Here is a 16,462-nt window from a genome sequence, read left to right as displayed (position 1 = left end):
TCAGGCCGTGGGGTCGTAGACGCGCCGCTCCTCGGGGAGCCCGGCGTCGTCGTAGAGGGACTGGAGGCCCTCGGGGGAGAAGATCTCGTGGTCGGGGACCCCGCCCGCGATCCAGCCGAGCATCGCCCGGGTCCACTTCTCGCTGGACCCGGCGGCCTCCAGGACCGCCTGGAAGAAGGGCGGCAGCTCCGCGAGCTCGGCCACGGTGGTCGTGTAGTCGTAGAGCACCGCGGTGTCCTCGTCGCGGCGCTTGCCGTACTTTGCGAGCGCCGCGGACGGGTCGGTCTCCCCGGACGCCGACCGCGTCACCGCGTCCGCGAGCATCTCCGCCTGCAGGAACGCGTCGGTGATGCCCCAGCCGGTCAGCGGGTCCTTGTGGTAGCCCGCGTCGCCGACCAGCGCCCAGCCCGGGCCCGAGGCCTGCCGGTAGAAGTTGTCCGGGTACCGCATCGGGACCAGCGGCTCGAGCGCCCGCCCGCGGTCGCGCATCTGCTCGCCGAGCTCGGGGGCGACATCGTCCAGCACGGCCTGGAAGTGGCGGGGCACGTCCTGGCGGAACTCGCGCAGCAGCTCCTTGCGGCCGATCACGGCGACGAGCTGGCCGCCGTTGGTGGGCCAGGTGCCGGCCCAGGTCCCGTGGTGCCCGGTCCGGTGGTGCAGGCCCCAGTCGTCGAGTCCCTCGAAGTAGGAGTAGTAGGTGAAGCCCGCGGCCGGACGGACGTTGTAGGTCTCCGCGCCGACGCGCTTCGCGACCGTCGAGTGGGCACCGTCGGCGCCGACGACCAGGGCGCCCCGGAACTCGTGGTCGACACCGGAGGCCGACCGCCCCCGCACCCCGACCACGAGGCCCTCGTCCCAGATCACGTCGGTCACGGTGACGCCGTCGACGACCTCCGCCCCCGCCCGGCGCGCGGCGTTGACCAGGATCTCGTCCAGGACGACCCGGCGCGGGCAGTAGACCGCGTCGATCCCGTCGACGGGGTCGGCGAAGCCGATCATCGTGACGTCGCGGTGGGCGTAGTGCATCGACCGGGACGCCGGCGTGCCCGCGGCGACGACCTCGTCGAGCAGGCCCCACGCCTGCAGCCGCGCCAGACCCGCCTGGTGGAGGTAGTGGGTCGACACGGTGTCCGAGGGCAGCGCGGCGCGGTCGAGGACCAGCACGCGGTGGCCGCGGCGGGCCAGCAACATGGCCAGCGGGGACCCCCCGCACCGGGCTCCCACGATGATCGCGTCGTACATGCTGGTGCTCCTTGTCGGTCGGACGCCGGGCGAGCTGCCCGAACGGGTTCCGGTGCAGTTGGTACGCATCCCCGGCACGGGCGGCCGCTCAGAACTGTGCGTCGCCGCGGACCGCCGCGAGGCTGCTCAGAACTGCGCAGGGCACCGGCCCGCCGCGTCCTAGCGTCGGGCCGCGCGAACCGTGCAACCGAGAGGAGCGGCCCCGTGACCGTCCTGGAGAACCGTCCGCCCGACCGTGCGGCGCCACCCACCCTGCGCGGACTGGTCGACGAGCTGCACCGGCGGCGGGAGGCCGTCGTCGCGGGCGACGCCGAGGCCACCGCCCGCCAGCACGCGCGCCGGAAGCTGACCGTGCGCGAGCGGCTGGACCTGCTGTTCGACGAGGGATCGTTCGTCGAGGTGGAGGCGATGCGCCGGCACCGGGCGAGCGCGTTCGGGATGGACCGCAGGCGCCCCGAGACCGACGGCGTCGTCGCCGGGTGGGGCACGGTGCACGGGCGCACGGTCTTCGCCTACGCCCACGACTTCCGGATCTTCGGGGGCTCGCTGGGCGAGGCGCACGCCGAGAAGATCCACAAGGTGATGGACCTGGCGCTGTCCGCCGGCGCCCCGCTCGTGTCACTCAACGACGGGGCCGGCGCGCGCATCCAGGAGGGGGTGACGGCACTGGCGGGCTACGGCGGGATCTTCCGGCGCAACGTGGCCGCCTCCGGGGTGATCCCGCAGATCAGCGTCATGCTGGGTCCGTGCGCGGGCGGGGCCGCGTACTCGCCGGCCCTCACCGACTTCGTGTTCATGGTCCGTGACGTGGCCCAGATGTTCGTCACCGGGCCCGACGTCGTCGCGGCGGTGACCGGCGAGCAGATCGGGCACGACGCCCTGGGTGGCGCCGACGTGCACGCCACGACCGGCGTGGCCACCTTCGTGCACGACGACGAGCGGTCCTGCCTGCTCGACGTCCGCCATCTGGTGGCGCTGCTGCCCGCCCACGGGGACGAGGCCCCGCCCGCGACACGGGTCGAGGACCCGCCCGGGCGGGTCTGCGAGCGGCTCCTGGACCTGGTGCCGGCCGACCCGTCGAAGCTCTACGACATGCGGGAGGTCGTCGAGGAGATCGTCGACGACGGCGAGCACATGGAGCTCCACGAGTTCTGGGCCCCCAACGTCCTGTGCACCCTCGCGCGGATCGGCGGGCGGGTCGTGGGGATCGTCGCGAACCAGCCGCTCGTGCAGGCGGGCGCCCTCGACATCCCGGCCTCGGAGAAGGCGGCCCGATTCGTCCGTACCTGCGACGTGTTCAACATCCCGCTGGTCACGCTCGTCGACGTGCCCGGGTTCATGCCCGGTACCCGTCAGGAGCACGGCGGGATCATCCGGCACGGCGCCAAGCTGCTCTACGCCTACTGCGCCGCCACGGTGCCCCGGATCCAGGTCATCCTGCGCAAGGCCTACGGCGGGGCCTACATCGTGATGGACTCCCGCTCCATCGGGTGCGACGTGTCCTTCGCGTGGCCGGGCAACGAGGTGGCGGTCATGGGCCCCGACGGGGCCGCCAACGTCATCTTCCGCCGGGAGATCGATACCGCGGACGATCCGGAGGACGTCCGCGTCCGGCGGACGGCCGAGTACCGGGAGGAGCTGGTGCACCCGTACTACGCGGCCGAACGCGGCCTGGTGGACGACGTGATCGACCCGCGGGACACCCGTCGGCTGCTCCACCGGACGCTGGACATGCTGCACGACAAGCACGTCGGCGAGGCCGCCCGGCACGGGAACCCGCCGCAGTGAGCGGCCGGCAGGCGGTCGACCTGCGGGTGGTGCGCGGTACTCCCACCGACGACGAGCTGGCGGCACTCGTCGCCGTGCTGGCGGCGCTGACCCCGGTGGCGCCGTGCGTGCCGCGGCGGCTCGCCCCGCGACCGGCCGCGCGCTCGCGCCGTCGCGGACCCGGACGGCCTGCGCGCCCGGGCCGGACGCCGTCCGGCAGGCGACCGCCGCTCACCCGGTCTGGCCGGCCCAGACCGCGTACCCGTGCGGGGCGATCTGGAGGACGACGGTCCGGGTGACGCCGGGACCGACGGTCCCGGCGTTCACCGTCACGTCGTCGGTCGTGCAGCAGACCCCCTGCGCGGCGAAGTAGCGACGGGTGTCGAGGACGACGCGTACCGCCCGGCGGTGCCGGTGGGGGGCCGCCCCGGTCAGCACGCCCGAGCCGTCGGTCAGCGTGGTGTCGACGACCTCCCACCGGCCGCTCACCTCATGCTCCACCCGGGCGTGCAGCTCCACCGCCGGACGGCCGTGGAGCAGGTCGTACACCTGGACCGTCACCGACACCGGAACACCTCTCCGAACGGGTGAGCCGATGCGACCGTTCGGCTCAGGGATGACGGGTCGAGGCGGACGGACGTGGGAAACGGGCCGACGTTTCGTCCGATGTGCACCACTCGTTCGTGGACTTCTGTAGACGATCTCTCTACTGTCGGTGACGGTTTCACGACGGATCGCGGCAGTGGCCATGGGGGGCGTCGGTGCGGCTGAGGGTTCTCGGTGCTCTCGACGTCCAGCGCGTGACGGGTGACGTCGTCGATCCGGGAGGTCCACGACTCCAGGTGGTCCTCGCATGCCTGCTCCTCGAGTGCCCGGCGGCGGTCTCCACCGAACGGCTCGTCGACGCGGTGTGGCCGGACGCCCCGCCGGCGACGGCCCGCAGCCAGATCCAGATCTGTGTCTCGCACCTGCGGCAGCGCCTGGGGACGAGCAGCGCCCGGATCGTCACCCGGCGGTCCGGGTACGCGCTCGAACCGGGCGGGGCCGAGCTGGACCGGCTGGAGTTCGAGCGTGCCGTCGACCGCGCCCGCGAACTCGTGCGGTCCGGCCGGATCGCGGAGGCGGTCACCGTCCTGCGCGGGTCGCTCGACCTGTGGCGGGGTCCCGTCGTCCTCCCGGAGATCACCAGCCCCGTGGTGCGTGACCGGGCGGTGGTGCTCGAGGAGAGCCGCGCGATCGTCGTCGAGGAGCTGGCCGCGCTGATGCTGTCGGGGGGCAGGCACTCGGAGCTGGTTCCCCTCCTCAGCCGCGAGATCCTGGACTACCCGCTGCGCGAGCAGATGCGCAGCCAGCTCATGCTGGCCCTGTTCGGGGCGGGCAGGCAGGCCGACGCGCTGCGGGAGTACCGGCGCGCCCGTGACGTGTCGATCGCCGAGCTCGGCATCGAGCCCGCGGAACCGCTGCGCTCGCTGGAGGCCGCGATCCTGCGCGGCGACACCTCGCTGCTGCGGGGGCAGTCCCCGGCGACGGCCCCCGCCCCGGCTCCCGCGATGCTCCCGGCGGGCGTCGGTGACTTCACGGGACGGGACGACGCGGTCCGGGACATGCTCGCCGCGGTCCACGGGGGAGCCCGCAACGGGACCGGCGCCGCGGTGCTCGTCCTGTCCGGTCACGGCGGGGTCGGCAAGTCCGCGCTGGCGCTGCACCTCGCCCACCGCATCGCCGAGAGGTTCCCCGACGGCCGGTTCTACGCCTCGATCGGCAGCGATCCGGCGGGGACGGACCGGGCGCTCGAGCGCTTCCTGCGCGCGCTGGGTACCCCGCCCAACTCCATCCCGGAGTCGTCCGAGGAGCGGCAGGCGGCCTTCCACGAACGCATCGCCGGCCGTTCGGTCCTGATCGTCGTCGACGACGCCACCATCGAGTCCCAGCTGCTCCCGCTGATCCCTCCGGACTCGTGCAGCGCCCTGATCGTCACGAGCAGACGCCGCCTGACCGCGCTGCCGGGGGCGACCCGGTTCGAGATCGGGGCCTTCGCCCCGGCGGAGTCGCAGGCGCTGCTGGAGCGCATCCTCGGGAGCGAGCGCATCCGGGCCGACCCCGACGCCGCGAGCACCCTGGCGCGGTACTGCGGGCACCTCCCGCTCGCGGTGCGGATCGCGGCGGCCCGCCTCGCGGCTCGGCCGCACTGGACCCTGCGTGCCATGTGCGCGCGGTTGGCCGACGACTCGGCGCAGCTGGACGAGCTCCAGCACGGGGACATGGCAGTGCGGGGGAGCCTGCTGCTGACCTACGAGTCGCTGGCCCCGGAGACCCGCCGGCTGCTGCGGCTGCTGTCGCTGCTCGACAGCCCCCGGATCGGCGGGTGGACGTGCGCGGTGCTGCTGGGCTGCGATGCCCGCACGGCGGAGGGTCGCCTCGACGAGCTCGTCGAGCTGCACCTGCTCGAGATCGTCGCGGTCGACGCGGACGAGCCGCTGTCCGGGCAGTTCCGGCTGCACGAGCTGGTCCGGCTCTTCGCCCGGGAGCGGGCGATGGCCGAGGAGACGGCGTCCGGGCGCGTCGAGGCCATCACCCGTGTGGTGCGGGCCTTCCTCCGGCTGGTCGAGCTGACCCACCTGCACGAGTACGGCGGGGACCTGCTGCTGCGCGGCGACGGGCCGCGGACGGTGCTGGACGGCCGGATCACCGACCGGCTGCTCGCCGAACCGCTCGTGTGGCTGCGCCGCGAACGGGCCGCACTGGTCGCCACCGTCTCCCAGGCGTCGGCCCTGGGGCTGCACACGGAGTGCTGGTCCCTCGCGGTCACCGCGGTCGTGCTGTTCGAGGCCTACGGGTTCTACGACGAGTGGCGGTCCACCCACCTCACCGCGCTGAGCGCGGTGGTCCGGGCGGGTGACCGTCGCGGCGAGGCGGCGGTCCGCTACTCGCTCGGGTCGCTCGAGCTGTTCGAGCAGCACTACGGCAGTGCGCGGGCCGACCTCGACCGGTCCTCGGCGCTGTTCGCCGAGCTCGCCGACGACTACGGCGGGGCGCTCGTGGGCCGCAATCTCGCCATCCTCGACCGGCTCACCGGGGACTACGACGGCTCGGGTGCGCGGTCGCGGGCCGCGCTCGCGGTCCTGCGTTCGCACGGCGACCACTCCGGTGAGGCCCACGTCCTGGCCAACCTGGCCCAGCTCGCCATGGACACCGGTCGGGTCGACGAGGCCCTGGCCGTCATCGAGGGCGCCGCACGCGCGGCGGAGGATCTGCCCAACCGCAGGCTCGCCGCGCAGATCACCCACCGCCGCGGGCTCGTCCACCTCCGGCGTGGCGAGGGCGAGACCGCGGAGGCGCTGTTCGCCGAGGTGCTCACTTTCGCCCGCGCCGTCGACGACCGGTCGGCGGCGCTGCACGGGATGGTCGGGCTGGGCGAGGCACTGGAGCAGCGAGGTGACCCGGTCGCGGCGCGGCGCTCGTTCGAGCAGGCCGCGGCGCTCGCGGCGACCCTGGGGGAGAAGCGGATGCGGGCCCACGCGCTGCTCGCGATCGGTCGGCTGGACCTGCGCCTCGGCGACCGTGGTGCGGCCGCCGCGGCGGCCGTCGAGGCGCTGCGGGTGGTCGAGGGGAGCGGCCTGCCGCTGCTGGAGCAGCGGTGCCGATCCGCGGTGGCGGCGGCGCGTGCGGACACCCCCGGAGGGGAGGCGGGCGGTACGCGGCCGCCGACCTGACCCCGGAGGCGGCACGGTCAGTCCCAGACCGTGTTGCGCGGCCGTCGCGGGGCGGTGATGGATCCGGTGGGGGTGTGCGTCATGACCAGCTGGCTCCTTCGTGGTGGTGGCGACCGCGTCCGGCGGTCCGGAGCGGTCAGCCGGCGTCGGCTCGGGCGTCGAGGTAGAAGCGCAGGGCTGCCGGACGCACCCGCAGGACGCGCCCGGTGCGGAACTCGACCGCTCCCGCCTCCTCGAAGCGGCGCAGGAAGTACCCGATCCGTGACCGGGTGGTGCCGACGATGTGCGCCAGCTCCTCCTGCGTGATGCGGTCGTGGATGGTGACCCCGGCGGGCCCCGGGCGTCCCAGCCTGTCGGCGAGGTCGAGCAGGGTCACGCCCAGCCGTTGCTCGCTGTCATCGGTCACGAGGTGGCTGATGGAGGTCTGCTGTTCGGCCAGCCGGCCCGCGAGGTGCTGGATGAGGTGCCGGTGGAGTACCCGTCCGTCCAGGGCGCGGAAGAGCGCCTCGGCGGAGAAGCGCAGCATGTCCACCGGGTCCATCGCCACGGCCGTCTCGGTGCGTGCCCCGTCGAGGAGGGCGAGCTCGCCGACGACCTCCCCGGCACCGTAGATGCGGAGCAGGCACATCTTGCCCGACCGGGAGTGCACGATGGTCTTCACCCGTCCCGCGAGGACGAGGTAGATCGACTCGTCGGGATGCTGTCCGCGGTAGACGGTGCTCCCCCCGGCGAACGACGTCCGTGTGTAGGAGAGCTGCCCTCTCCGGACGAGATCGCCGAGCAGTTCCGGGAACTCCGTCCGGGCCGTCGTCCCGGTGCTCCCGGGACGACGGCTCGGCAACGGCTCCAGCTGCCCCACCAGCACCTGCGCGAGGTCCCCCACAGCGCCTCCATGGCTTCTCGGACTCCTGCCCGGTCTGGGCGGTGAGTTCGGTACGTCCGACGGTAGGTGTGTGGGCTATCGGTGCCCTATCGAGTTGTATGTCCGGTACGGGCGTGATGGTGACGATCGGGTGTGTCCGGTCGGCGTGCCCGCGCCGGGGCGGTCAGCTCCTGCTGCGCAGCCCGAGCACGATGGCCACGGCCATCACCGCGGAGAGCACGGCGCTGACGAGGCCGATCGTCGAGAGCGCCGAGGTGAAGGCCTGGGTTCCGGCCGCGACCAGCTCCGCGCCCTCGGCACCGGGCAGTCCTCCGGCGGCCTCGACGGTGCCGGCGAAGGTGTCGGTGCCACCCGCGACCGGTGCGTCCGCGAGCTGGGTCCGGTAGACGAACGTGCCGAGCGCACCGAGCACGGCGACGCCGAGTGCCATGCCGAGCTCGGTGCTGGTCTCGGAGACCGCGGCCGCGGAGCCCGCCTTCTCCGGCGGGGAGGACCCGACGATCAGGTCGGTTCCCAGGGCGATCAGCGGTCCGCCACCGGCGTAGGTCAGGCTGAAGCCGACCACGGCCACCCACAGGGCGCTGTCGGGGCCGACGGTGGCGAGCATCAGGTGCCCGACGATGGAGATCAGCAGACCGCCGGCGACGATGTGTGCCGGGGCGAAGCGACCGGCCAGGGCCGGGGCGGCCATCGAGGTCACGATCAGCCCGAGTGCCGCGGGGAGCAGCCAGAGGCCGGCCGTCATGGGGGACTGGCCCTGGGCCAGCTGCAGGTACTGGGTGACGTAGAGGTAGGTGCCACCGGCGACGAACATCGCCATCAGCATCGCCACCGCCGCGGTGCTGAACGCAGGGCTGCGGAACAGGGTGAGGTCGATCAGCGGTGTGGTCAGGCGGCGCTGCCGGCGGGCGAAGACGTAGCCGAGCGCCGCGCCGACGACGATCGCGCCCGTGGCGACGACGGTGTTGCCGCCGACCGCCAGCTCCTTGAGGCCGTAGACGACGGGCATGATCGCGCCGAGGGACAGGGCGACGCTCACCAGGTCGATCGGGTCCGCCTCCGGGGCGCGGTACTCCGGCAGCAGCAGCGGCCCGGCGACGAGCAGCAGCGCCATGACCGGGACCGCGATCAGGAAGACCGATCCCCACCAGAAGACCTGCAGCAGTGCACCACCGATCACCGGGCCGAGCGCGATGCCGACCGAGAACATGGTGACCCACAGTCCGATGGCCATGCCCCGCTGGCGCGGGTCGGCGAACATCGCGCTGATCAGCGACAGGGTGGAGGGCATCAGGGTCGCGCCGGCGATGCCCAGGGCGGCCCGGCTGATCAGCAGTGCCTCCGGCGTGGTGGCCAGCGCGGCGACGATCGACGCGACGCCGAAGGCGGCCGCACCGATGAGCAGCAGCTTCCGGCGCCCGATGCGGTCGCCCAGGCTGCCCATCGTGACCAGCAGGCCGGCGATCATGAAGCCGTAGATGTCGATGATCCACAGCATCTGCTGCGCCGTGGCGCCGAGGTCCAGGGTGATGGCCGGGCCGGCCAGGTGCAGGACGCTGACGTCCATCGAGACGAGGAGGGTGGGCAGTGCCAGTACCGCGAGGCCGAGCCATTCGCGGGTACCGGCGCGCTGCTCGCGAGGCGCGACGGTGGTCATGACAGGACTCCTTGGGGAGATTTGGCGTACCATCGGTACGTACGAGAAGACCGTAGCACATTCACATACCGTCGGTACATGAGTTCGGGAGGGTCCATGACCGGAGTGCGGATCCGGCAACGGGAGCAGACGCGGAAGGCCTTGATCCACGAGGCGCGGACGTTGTTCGCGCAGCGCGGCTACGGCGCGGTCGGACTGGCCGAGATCGTGGCCGCCGCGGGCGTCACCAAGGGCGCCCTCTACCACAGCTTCGACGGCAAGATCGGCCTGTTCCGCGAGGTCCTGGCCCAGGTCCAGGCGGAGGTGGCCGACCGGGTGTCCACATCGGTCTCCTCCGACGCGGACCCCTGGACCTCGTTCGTCGCCGGCTGCCAGGCGTTCCTCTCGGTGTCCAACGACCCGGAGCTGTCGCGGATCATGCTCATCGACGGGCCCGCCGTCCTCGGCTGGTCGGAGTGGCGCCGGCTGGACGAACAGACCTCCGCGCGTCATCTGGCGGAGTCGCTGCAGCAGCTCGTCGACGACGGGGTGATCGTGTCCCAGCCCGTCGAGCCGCTGACCCGGCTGCTGTCCGGCGCGATGAACGAGTCCGCGCTGTGGCTGGCCGAGTCCGGGGGTGCGGGGGACGGGGAAGCCGTCTGGAACGCCTTCCACGGGCTGCTGTGTTCGCTCCGCGAGCGGCAGCCGCACGGGCGTGGTCGCGCCACGGCCGGTCGGGCGTCGGTGGTCCCGTAGCCGCCGTGCGTCCCGGTGTCTCCGTGAGCGACGGGCAGTCCGAGTGCGGTCAGGGCGGCGCGGGCGAGCTCGCCCGCCACCGTCGGGTGGGGCCGGAAGTGCGGGATCCGCGCGCAGTCGTCGACGATCGTCTTCGCGGCCGTCTTCGCGGTCGTGACGAGCGACGCGGCGTCGGCATCGGGCAGCCGCCGGAGCGCGTCGTCGTCGCCGCCGGGATGGCGCAGGGCACGGGTCGTCTCCAGCGCCAGCCACTCGTGCCACCGGGTGGCGGCGGCCAGGATCTCGGCCCGCCGGTCGCGGGGCCGGGACCGTGGCGGCGCACTCGTTGCGTCCATGCCCTGGTCTCCTCTCGCCGCGGTGGTCCTGGCGAGCTGGACCACGGCACGACCTCGGTCGGGCGGCCCCGTCCGCCCGACCGACGCCGTGGCGACGGTGCCCGTCGACCGGGCTCCCGCGTCCATGGGGCCACCGTCCGCGGGCACGTCCTCACCGGACCGTTGTGACGGGCGCGGCACGGCACCGATGCCGCCCCGGATCTTCCCCGGGGAATCCTTCCTGCGTAGCTTAAGAGGTATGCCTAACTTAAGTCGCCGGGTCTTCCTCGGTGCCGCCGTGTGCGGCGCACTGCTCTCCGGGACCGTCGCCTGCGGCAGCGGGCCCTCCGGCGCCCCCGACACCGCCCAGGGCTCGGTCACGGTCACCCACGCACTCGGCACCACGACGGTGCCGCCGGGCGTGGCGCGGATCGTGGCCCTCGGACCCACCGGGGTCGATGTCGCGCTGGCCCTCGACGCACCCGTCGTCGGAGCGTCCTCCAGCGGTAGCGAGTCCGGTCTCGCCCCGTGGACGTCGCAGGCCCAGGGAGTCTCGGACGTCGAGGTGCTCCCCGTGACCGGCGAGGCCACCGAGGTGGACATCGAGCAGGTCGCGGCCCTGAAGCCGGACCTGATCTTCGCTCCGGGCTACTTCGCCCTGGAGAAGTCCTATCCCCAGCTCAGTGCCATCGCGCCGACGATCGGCTACCAGAAGGGTCCGGCCCAGGACACCTGGCAGGAGATGACGACGCAGCTCGCGACGGCGCTCGGCCGGCAGGCCGACGCCGAGCAGGTCATCGGCCGGGTGCAGACGAAGCTCGACGAGACGCGGGCGGCGCACCCGGCCCTGCAGGGGGCCACCTACACCTTCGGCTTCGTGCAGCCCGGCGCGGTGACCGCGCTGCGAGACCCGGACGACGCGATGAACTCGGTGCCCACGGCGCTGGGGCTGTCGCTGTCGCCGCAGATCCTCGCGCTGCCGAAGGGGGAGTCGTTCGGCGTGCAGCTCTCCTCCGAGCAGATCGCCTCGCTCGACGCGGACGCCCTCGTCCTGTTCGACGGCGGCGACGCGGAGGCACGCAGGACGCTCGAGCAGAACCCGCTGTTCGAGCGGCTGCCGGTGGTGCAGCGCGGGGCCGTCGTGAACTACGACTACGACGAGTTCATCGGGCTGCGCAACCCCTCCCCGCTGTCGATCCCGTGGATCGTCGACCGGATCGCCCCCCGCCTGTCGGACGCCGTGTCCCGGTAGCCCGAGGAGTCGCCCCCCGTCCGTCCACAGCGGCCGGCGCCGGTGTTCCGGTGCCGGCCGCCGTCGTGTCCGGAGGGTGCCGTCCGCGGGCCCGGCGAACGGGCGGGTCCGGCACACCTCGATGACGTAACGCCAACGCCGGGCAGCGTTCACTCGAACGAGTGACAACGTCTCCGGGGCGAGGGTCCGACCTGCGGATTCGGGCGGTGTGCGGGTTTCGGGTGATGTCACTCTCTAGGCGGGACGGTGCTCCTCGTGTTGAAGTTAGCCTCGCCTTAGAACAGCGCAGCCGACCTTGTGCGAAGGACCGTGATGGCCGACCCCGTGGGCGTACGAACCCGTACCGACCAGGAGAACCTCCACGTCCTGGGCATCGGGTCCGGACCGGCCGAGCCGGGCGTCGCGATCGCACCACCCGTGCACGACCGGTCGGTGGCCGGTGGCGGTCGGATGACCGGCGGCGTCGTCGAGCGCCGCGACCCGTCCGGGTGGCACCACGGCACGTCCCGAGGGCGCCACGCGGCAGGTCTGACTCCTGGCGGATCTGATCACTCTGCGTGATGCCGGAAGTGGCCGCCCGCGTCCCGCAGGCCGCGCCGCGCGCTGACCCGACCCGACCGGACGACCGAGGAGACAGCCATGTCCGTGAACCCGTTCGACGACGAGACCGGGACGTTCCACGCCCTGGTCAACGACGAGGGCCAGTACTCCCTGTGGCCCGCGTTCGCCGCCGTACCCGCGGGCTGGCAGGTCGCGCACGGTCCGGCCGACCGCGCGTCCTGCCTCGCGCACGTCGAGCAGCACTGGACCGACCTGCGTCCGCGCAGCCTGGTCGACCGCACCGGCTGACCGGCCCATCCCTCACCCCCCGAAACGGAAGGAACCCCCATGTCCGGCGTCGCCGATGTCGTCCCGCAGGTGTACCGCACGCTGCTCAGCGGCAAGATCCACCGCGCCACGGTCACCCAGGCCGACCTGCACTACGTCGGTTCGCTGACCGTCGACGAGGACCTCATGGACGCGGCCGGGCTGGTCGAGGGCGAGAAGGTCCAGGTCCTCGACATCGACAACGGCAACCGTCTCGAGACCTACGTCATCACCGGTGAGCGCGGCACCGGCGTGATCGGGGTCAACGGGGCCGCGGCACACCTCGTCCACCCCGGCGACCTCACGATCATCGTCGCCTACCAGCAGGTCCCGCAGTCCGCCGTCGCCGACCACGTGCCGCGCGTCGTCCACGTCGACGCCCACAACCGGATCGTCGAGCTCGACACCGACCCCGCCGCGCCGGTGCCCGGAGCCCTCGACCAGCTCGCCGGTCGCTGAGCGTCCGCCACCACTGCGCAGGAGGAGCACCCCTGATGAGCCCCGTGTCCACCGACGAGCTCCGTGAGCTGATCGCCGGCCTCGTCGACGAGGAACCCGAGGACGTCGGCGACGACGACGACCTGTTCGAGCTCGGCCTGCAGTCCATCGCGCTCATGCGCCTGGTCTCGCGCTGGCGCGACGACGGGTTCGACGTGGGGTTCGGCGACCTCGCCGCCCGTCCGACCGTCGCGGCGTGGGCCGCGCTGCTGGCGCGCCGTCCCGACGCCGCCCCGGCGACGGACGGCCCCGACGACCGGCCCGCCGGAGCCGGCAGGCCCGCCGGGACCGACGGGGACGCCGAGTTCGGGCTGGCCCTGCTCCAGCACGCGTACTGGGCGGGTCGCGACCCGGCCCAGCCCCTGGGCGGGGTGGCTCCGCACCTGTACCTGGAGTTCGACGGCCCCGGCCTGGACCCCGACCGGCTGGCCGCCGCCCTGCGCCGGCTCGTCGACCGGCACCCGATGCTGCGCGCCCGCATCACCGACAACGGCCGCCAGGAGATCCTCCCCGCCACCGGTCAGGGCGCGCCCACCGTGCACGACCTGCGCACGGTGGGCGACGCCGAGCGCGCCGAGCGCCTGGCCGCGACCCGGGACGCGATGTCGCACGAGATGCTCGCGATCGAGCGCGGCGAGGTGTTCCGTGTCGCGGTGAGCCTGCTGCCCGACGGCGCCCGGCTGCACGTCGACGTCGACATGGTCGCCGCCGACGCCGTCAGCTTCCGGGTGCTGCTCGCCGACCTGGCCCGCTGCTACGAGCAGTGCCTCGACGCGCCCGAGACCGAGCCGATCGGCGTCACCTACCGGGAGTACCTGCAGGCCAGGCCGGGCGCCCGGCAGGCCGCGTCCGCCGCCGCCCGCGCCTACTGGGAGGGTCGCGCCGCGGAGCTGCCCGGCGCGCCCGAGCTGCCTGCGCTCGAGCACGGCACCGGCCGCCCGCGCGCGCAGCGGCTCGCGTTCACCCTGGCCGGCGACGAGCGGGACGCGGTGTTCGCGGCGTGCCGCCGCCACGGCCTGACCGCGGCCGCCGTCATCGCCACCGCCTACGCCGAGGTCGTCGGCGCGTGGAGCGCGCAGCCGCGGTTCGTGGTGAACGTCCCGCTGTTCGACCGCGACCCGGTGCACCCCGAGATCGACCGGGTCGTCGGCGACTTCACGGGGTCGGTGCTGCTCGAGGTCGACCTCACGACGCCCGCGACGTTCCTGGAGCGGGCGCGCGCCGTCCAGCACCGGCTGCACTCCGACGCCGAGCACGCCGCGTTCTCCGGCGTGGAGGTGCTGCGCGAGCTCGGCCGCCGCGCGGGCGAGCAGGTCCTGGCGCCGGTGGTGTTCACCAGCGGGCTGAACCTCGGCGAGCTGTTCGACGAGCGGGCGCGGGCGCTGTTCGGCGACCCGGTGTGGATGATCTCGCAGGGGCCGCAGGTCCTGCTGGACGCGCAGATCACCGAGGTCGGCGGGCAGCTCCTGGTCAACTGGGACGTCCGCGCGGACCTGCTGCCCGACGGCGTCGGCGAGGCCATGTTCGCCGCGTTCAGCCGCCTCGTGCGCGGCCTGGGTGAGGAGCGGACCTGGTCCGTGCCCGTCCCTGCGCTGCTGCCCGCCGACCAGCTCGCCGTCCGCGAGCGCGTCAACACCACCGCCGCCCTGCCGCCGGCGCGGCCGCTGCACCACGACTTCTTCACCGGCGCCGCCGCCCGCGGGGACGCCCCCGCCGTCGTCGCCGGCTCCGGGGTGCTGGGCCACGCCGAGCTGGCCGACCGGGCGCTGCGGGTGGCGGCCGGGCTCCGCGAGCGCGGCGTCGCACCGGGCGAGCCGGTCGCGGTGACGCTGCCCCGCGGACCGGAACAGGTCGTCGCGGTGCTGGGGGTGCTCGCCGCCGGCGGCACCTACGTGCCGCTGGGCGTGGAGCAGCCGCCCGCCCGGGTCGAGCGGATCCGGGCGGTCTCCGGACACCGGTGGGCGATCACCGCCGAGCCGGGGGAGGACCGCGTCACCCTCGCCGAGCTGCTGGCGCACGCGCCGCTGCCCGAGGCGGCCGCCCCCGACCCGGAACAGGTCGCCTACCTGCTGTTCACCTCCGGCTCCACCGGTGAGCCGAAGGGCGTCGAGGTCCCGCACCGGGCCGCCGTCGCCACCCTCGACGACCTCGTCCGCCGCTACCGGATCGGCAGCGGCGACCGGACCCTCGCCGTCTCCGCGCTCGACTTCGACCTGTCGGTGTTCGACCTGTTCGCGGTGCTCGGGACCGGCGGTGCCGTCGTCGTCCTGCCCGAGGGCGCCCAGCGCGACCCCGACCACTGGGCGGGCGCGATCCGCGAGCACGGCGTCACGATCCTCAACTGCGTGCCCGCGCTGCTCGACGCGCTGCTGTCCACCGGGCACGACCTCGGCCCCACCCTGCGCCAGGTCCTGCTCGGCGGTGACCGGGTGGGCACCGGCCTCCCCGGGCGGCTGCGCGAGCGGGTGCCCGGCTGCGGCTTCGCCGGGCTCGGCGGGACGACCGAGACCGCGATCCACTCCACCGTCACCGAGGTCGGCGACGGCCCCGGCGCCGTCGACCCGGACTGGCGGTGCGTCCCCTACGGCACCCCGCTCGACGGGGTCGCGCTGCGCGTCGTCGACCACCTCGGCCGCGACGCCCCCGACCACGTGCCCGGCGAGCTGTGGATCGGCGGCGCCGGGGTGGCGCACGGCTACCGCGGTGACCCGGACCGCTCCGCGGACCGCTTCCTGACCGTCGACGGACGGCGCTGGTACCGCACCGGCGACCTCGCCCGCTACCGGGCCGACGGCACCGTGGAGTTCCTCGGACGCCGCGACGACCAGGTCAAGCTCAACGGTTTCCGGGTCGAGCTGGGAGAGGTGGAGGCCGCCACCGCCGCGGTCGACGGGGTCGCCCGCGCGGTCGCCGTCGTCGTCGGCGACGCGGTGCTCGCGGTCGCGGTGCACGGCACCGCCGATCCCGACGCCGTCGCGGCCGCGCTCCCGGAGGCGCTGCCGCCGCACATGGTCCCGCGGGCCGTCGTCGCGCTGGACCGGGTGCCGCTGACCACGAACGGGAAGATCGACCGCCGGGCCGTGCGGGCCGCCGTCGCCGAGCGGGTGGCGGCCGGCGCGGACCGGGTCGAGCCCGGCTCCGCGCTGGAGCGGGTGGTGGCCCGGGTGTGGGCGCAGGTGCTCGACCACGACGGCCCGGTCGGCGTCGAGACGCCGCTGTTCGCCCTCGGCGGGGACTCGGTGCTGGTCACGGTGATCGTCTCGCAGCTGCGGGAGCTGCTCGACACCGACGCCGTGTCCGCACGCACGGTGTTCGCCCACCCCACGGTGCGGGAGCTGTGCCGGGCCCTGCGCGAGCAGGAGCCCGAGCGCGTCGACGCCGTCGCCGAGGTCGTCGACGAGATCGAGTCCCTCGCCGAGGACGACCTCGACCGGGCGCTGGCCGAGCGGTGAGCCACCGCCCACGCGGCTGAGCCCCGCCGCCCCGCACCCGAACGACCGCACCCATCCGTCCCGCCCGGGACACCGGAGGCCA

At 73.9% G+C, this 16,462-nt stretch carries 13 protein-coding genes; 9 read left to right on the top strand and 4 right to left on the bottom strand.

Annotation, left to right across the window (positions count from 1 at the left end):
- Complete coding sequence (locus tag KPF22_RS17305; RefSeq protein WP_224402694.1) at window positions 1–1,242, bottom strand: NAD(P)/FAD-dependent oxidoreductase; 1,242 nt, start codon at window positions 1,240–1,242, stop codon at window positions 1–3.
- Between the two features lie 204 nt (window positions 1,243–1,446).
- On the opposite strand from KPF22_RS17305, the gene KPF22_RS17300 reads away from it, so the two are divergent.
- A complete protein-coding gene (locus tag KPF22_RS17300) occupies window positions 1,447–3,030 on the top strand; it encodes an acyl-CoA carboxylase subunit beta (RefSeq protein ID WP_374107497.1) in 1,584 nt (527 codons plus the stop codon).
- Entirely contained in the window at window positions 3,027–3,308 is a 282-nt protein-coding gene (locus KPF22_RS17295; protein ID WP_208818550.1) for an acyl-CoA carboxylase epsilon subunit, read from the top strand. The genes KPF22_RS17300 and KPF22_RS17295 overlap by 4 nt, the downstream gene beginning before the upstream one ends.
- Here the strand turns inward: KPF22_RS17295 and KPF22_RS33200 are convergent.
- The gene (locus KPF22_RS33200) at window positions 3,241–3,570 is read right to left on the bottom strand and encodes a hydroxyisourate hydrolase (RefSeq protein WP_208818551.1); all 330 of its coding nucleotides are present in this window, start codon (window positions 3,568–3,570) and stop codon (window positions 3,241–3,243) included. The genes KPF22_RS17295 and KPF22_RS33200 overlap by 68 nt on opposite strands.
- 281 nt (window positions 3,571–3,851) lie before the next feature.
- On the opposite strand from KPF22_RS33200, the gene KPF22_RS17285 reads away from it, so the two are divergent.
- Window positions 3,852–6,722, top strand: a complete 2,871-nt coding sequence (locus KPF22_RS17285; protein ID WP_208818552.1) for a BTAD domain-containing putative transcriptional regulator — start codon at window positions 3,852–3,854, stop codon at window positions 6,720–6,722.
- Between the two features lie 136 nt (window positions 6,723–6,858).
- Here KPF22_RS17285 and KPF22_RS17280 read toward each other — a convergent pair whose 3' ends face one another.
- Together KPF22_RS17280 and KPF22_RS17275 are read right to left on the bottom strand one after the other, a co-directional pair.
- Entirely contained in the window at window positions 6,859–7,605 is a 747-nt protein-coding gene (locus KPF22_RS17280) for a Crp/Fnr family transcriptional regulator (RefSeq protein ID WP_208818553.1), read from the bottom strand.
- A gap of 163 nt (window positions 7,606–7,768) precedes the next feature.
- Complete coding sequence (locus KPF22_RS17275; RefSeq protein WP_224402693.1) at window positions 7,769–9,262, bottom strand: MFS transporter; 1,494 nt, start codon at window positions 9,260–9,262, stop codon at window positions 7,769–7,771.
- Window positions 9,263–9,340: 78 nt separating this feature from the next.
- On the opposite strand from KPF22_RS17275, the gene KPF22_RS17270 reads away from it, so the two are divergent.
- The 6 genes from KPF22_RS17270 (at window position 9,341) to KPF22_RS17245 (ending at window position 16,380) form a co-directional block, all read left to right on the top strand.
- Window positions 9,341–9,997 (top strand): TetR/AcrR family transcriptional regulator, encoded by a 657-nt coding sequence (locus KPF22_RS17270; protein ID WP_224402692.1) that lies wholly within the window; start codon window positions 9,341–9,343, stop codon window positions 9,995–9,997.
- A gap of 573 nt (window positions 9,998–10,570) precedes the next feature.
- Window positions 10,571–11,563 (top strand): iron-siderophore ABC transporter substrate-binding protein, encoded by a 993-nt coding sequence (locus tag KPF22_RS17265; protein ID WP_224402691.1) that lies wholly within the window; start codon window positions 10,571–10,573, stop codon window positions 11,561–11,563.
- A gap of 312 nt (window positions 11,564–11,875) precedes the next feature.
- Window positions 11,876–12,124, top strand: coding sequence for a hypothetical protein (locus KPF22_RS17260; protein WP_224402690.1), 249 nt, complete (start codon window positions 11,876–11,878; stop codon window positions 12,122–12,124).
- A gap of 78 nt (window positions 12,125–12,202) precedes the next feature.
- Window positions 12,203–12,412, top strand: coding sequence for an MbtH family protein (locus KPF22_RS17255; RefSeq protein ID WP_208818556.1), 210 nt, complete (start codon window positions 12,203–12,205; stop codon window positions 12,410–12,412).
- A gap of 69 nt (window positions 12,413–12,481) precedes the next feature.
- Window positions 12,482–12,889 (top strand): aspartate 1-decarboxylase, encoded by a 408-nt coding sequence (panD, locus tag KPF22_RS17250; protein WP_178375031.1) that lies wholly within the window; start codon window positions 12,482–12,484, stop codon window positions 12,887–12,889.
- A 35-nt stretch (window positions 12,890–12,924) separates the two neighbouring features.
- Window positions 12,925–16,380: a non-ribosomal peptide synthetase gene (locus KPF22_RS17245; protein WP_224402689.1), complete on the top strand. Its 3,456-nt coding sequence runs from the start codon at window positions 12,925–12,927 to the stop codon at window positions 16,378–16,380.
- Window positions 16,381–16,462: the final 82 nt, after the last annotated feature.

The sequence above is a fragment of the Pseudonocardia sp. ICBG1034 genome (assembly GCF_020131375.1).
In the GTDB taxonomy this organism is placed as follows: Bacteria; Actinomycetota; Actinomycetes; order Mycobacteriales; family Pseudonocardiaceae; genus Pseudonocardia; species Pseudonocardia alni.
The sequence above is the reverse complement of the archived record's forward strand: the minus strand, read 5'-3'. Positions and strand labels throughout refer to the sequence as shown.

Bases quoted from the DNA above. Each gene is read 5' to 3' on its own strand.
- KPF22_RS17260 (WP_224402690.1), top strand. From the start codon at position 11,876: ATGGCCGACCCCGTGGGCGTACGAACCCGTACCGACCAGGAGAACCTC.
- KPF22_RS17275 (WP_224402693.1), bottom strand. From the start codon at position 9,262: ATGACCACCGTCGCGCCTCGCGAGCAGCGCGCCGGTACCCGCGAATGG.
- KPF22_RS17245 (WP_224402689.1), top strand. From the start codon at position 12,925: ATGAGCCCCGTGTCCACCGACGAGCTCCGTGAGCTGATCGCCGGCCTC.
- KPF22_RS17305 (WP_224402694.1), bottom strand. From the start codon at position 1,242: ATGTACGACGCGATCATCGTGGGAGCCCGGTGCGGGGGGTCCCCGCTG.
- KPF22_RS17255 (WP_208818556.1), top strand. From the start codon at position 12,203: ATGTCCGTGAACCCGTTCGACGACGAGACCGGGACGTTCCACGCCCTG.
- KPF22_RS17270 (WP_224402692.1), top strand. From the start codon at position 9,341: ATGAGTTCGGGAGGGTCCATGACCGGAGTGCGGATCCGGCAACGGGAG.
- KPF22_RS17265 (WP_224402691.1), top strand. From the start codon at position 10,571: ATGCCTAACTTAAGTCGCCGGGTCTTCCTCGGTGCCGCCGTGTGCGGC.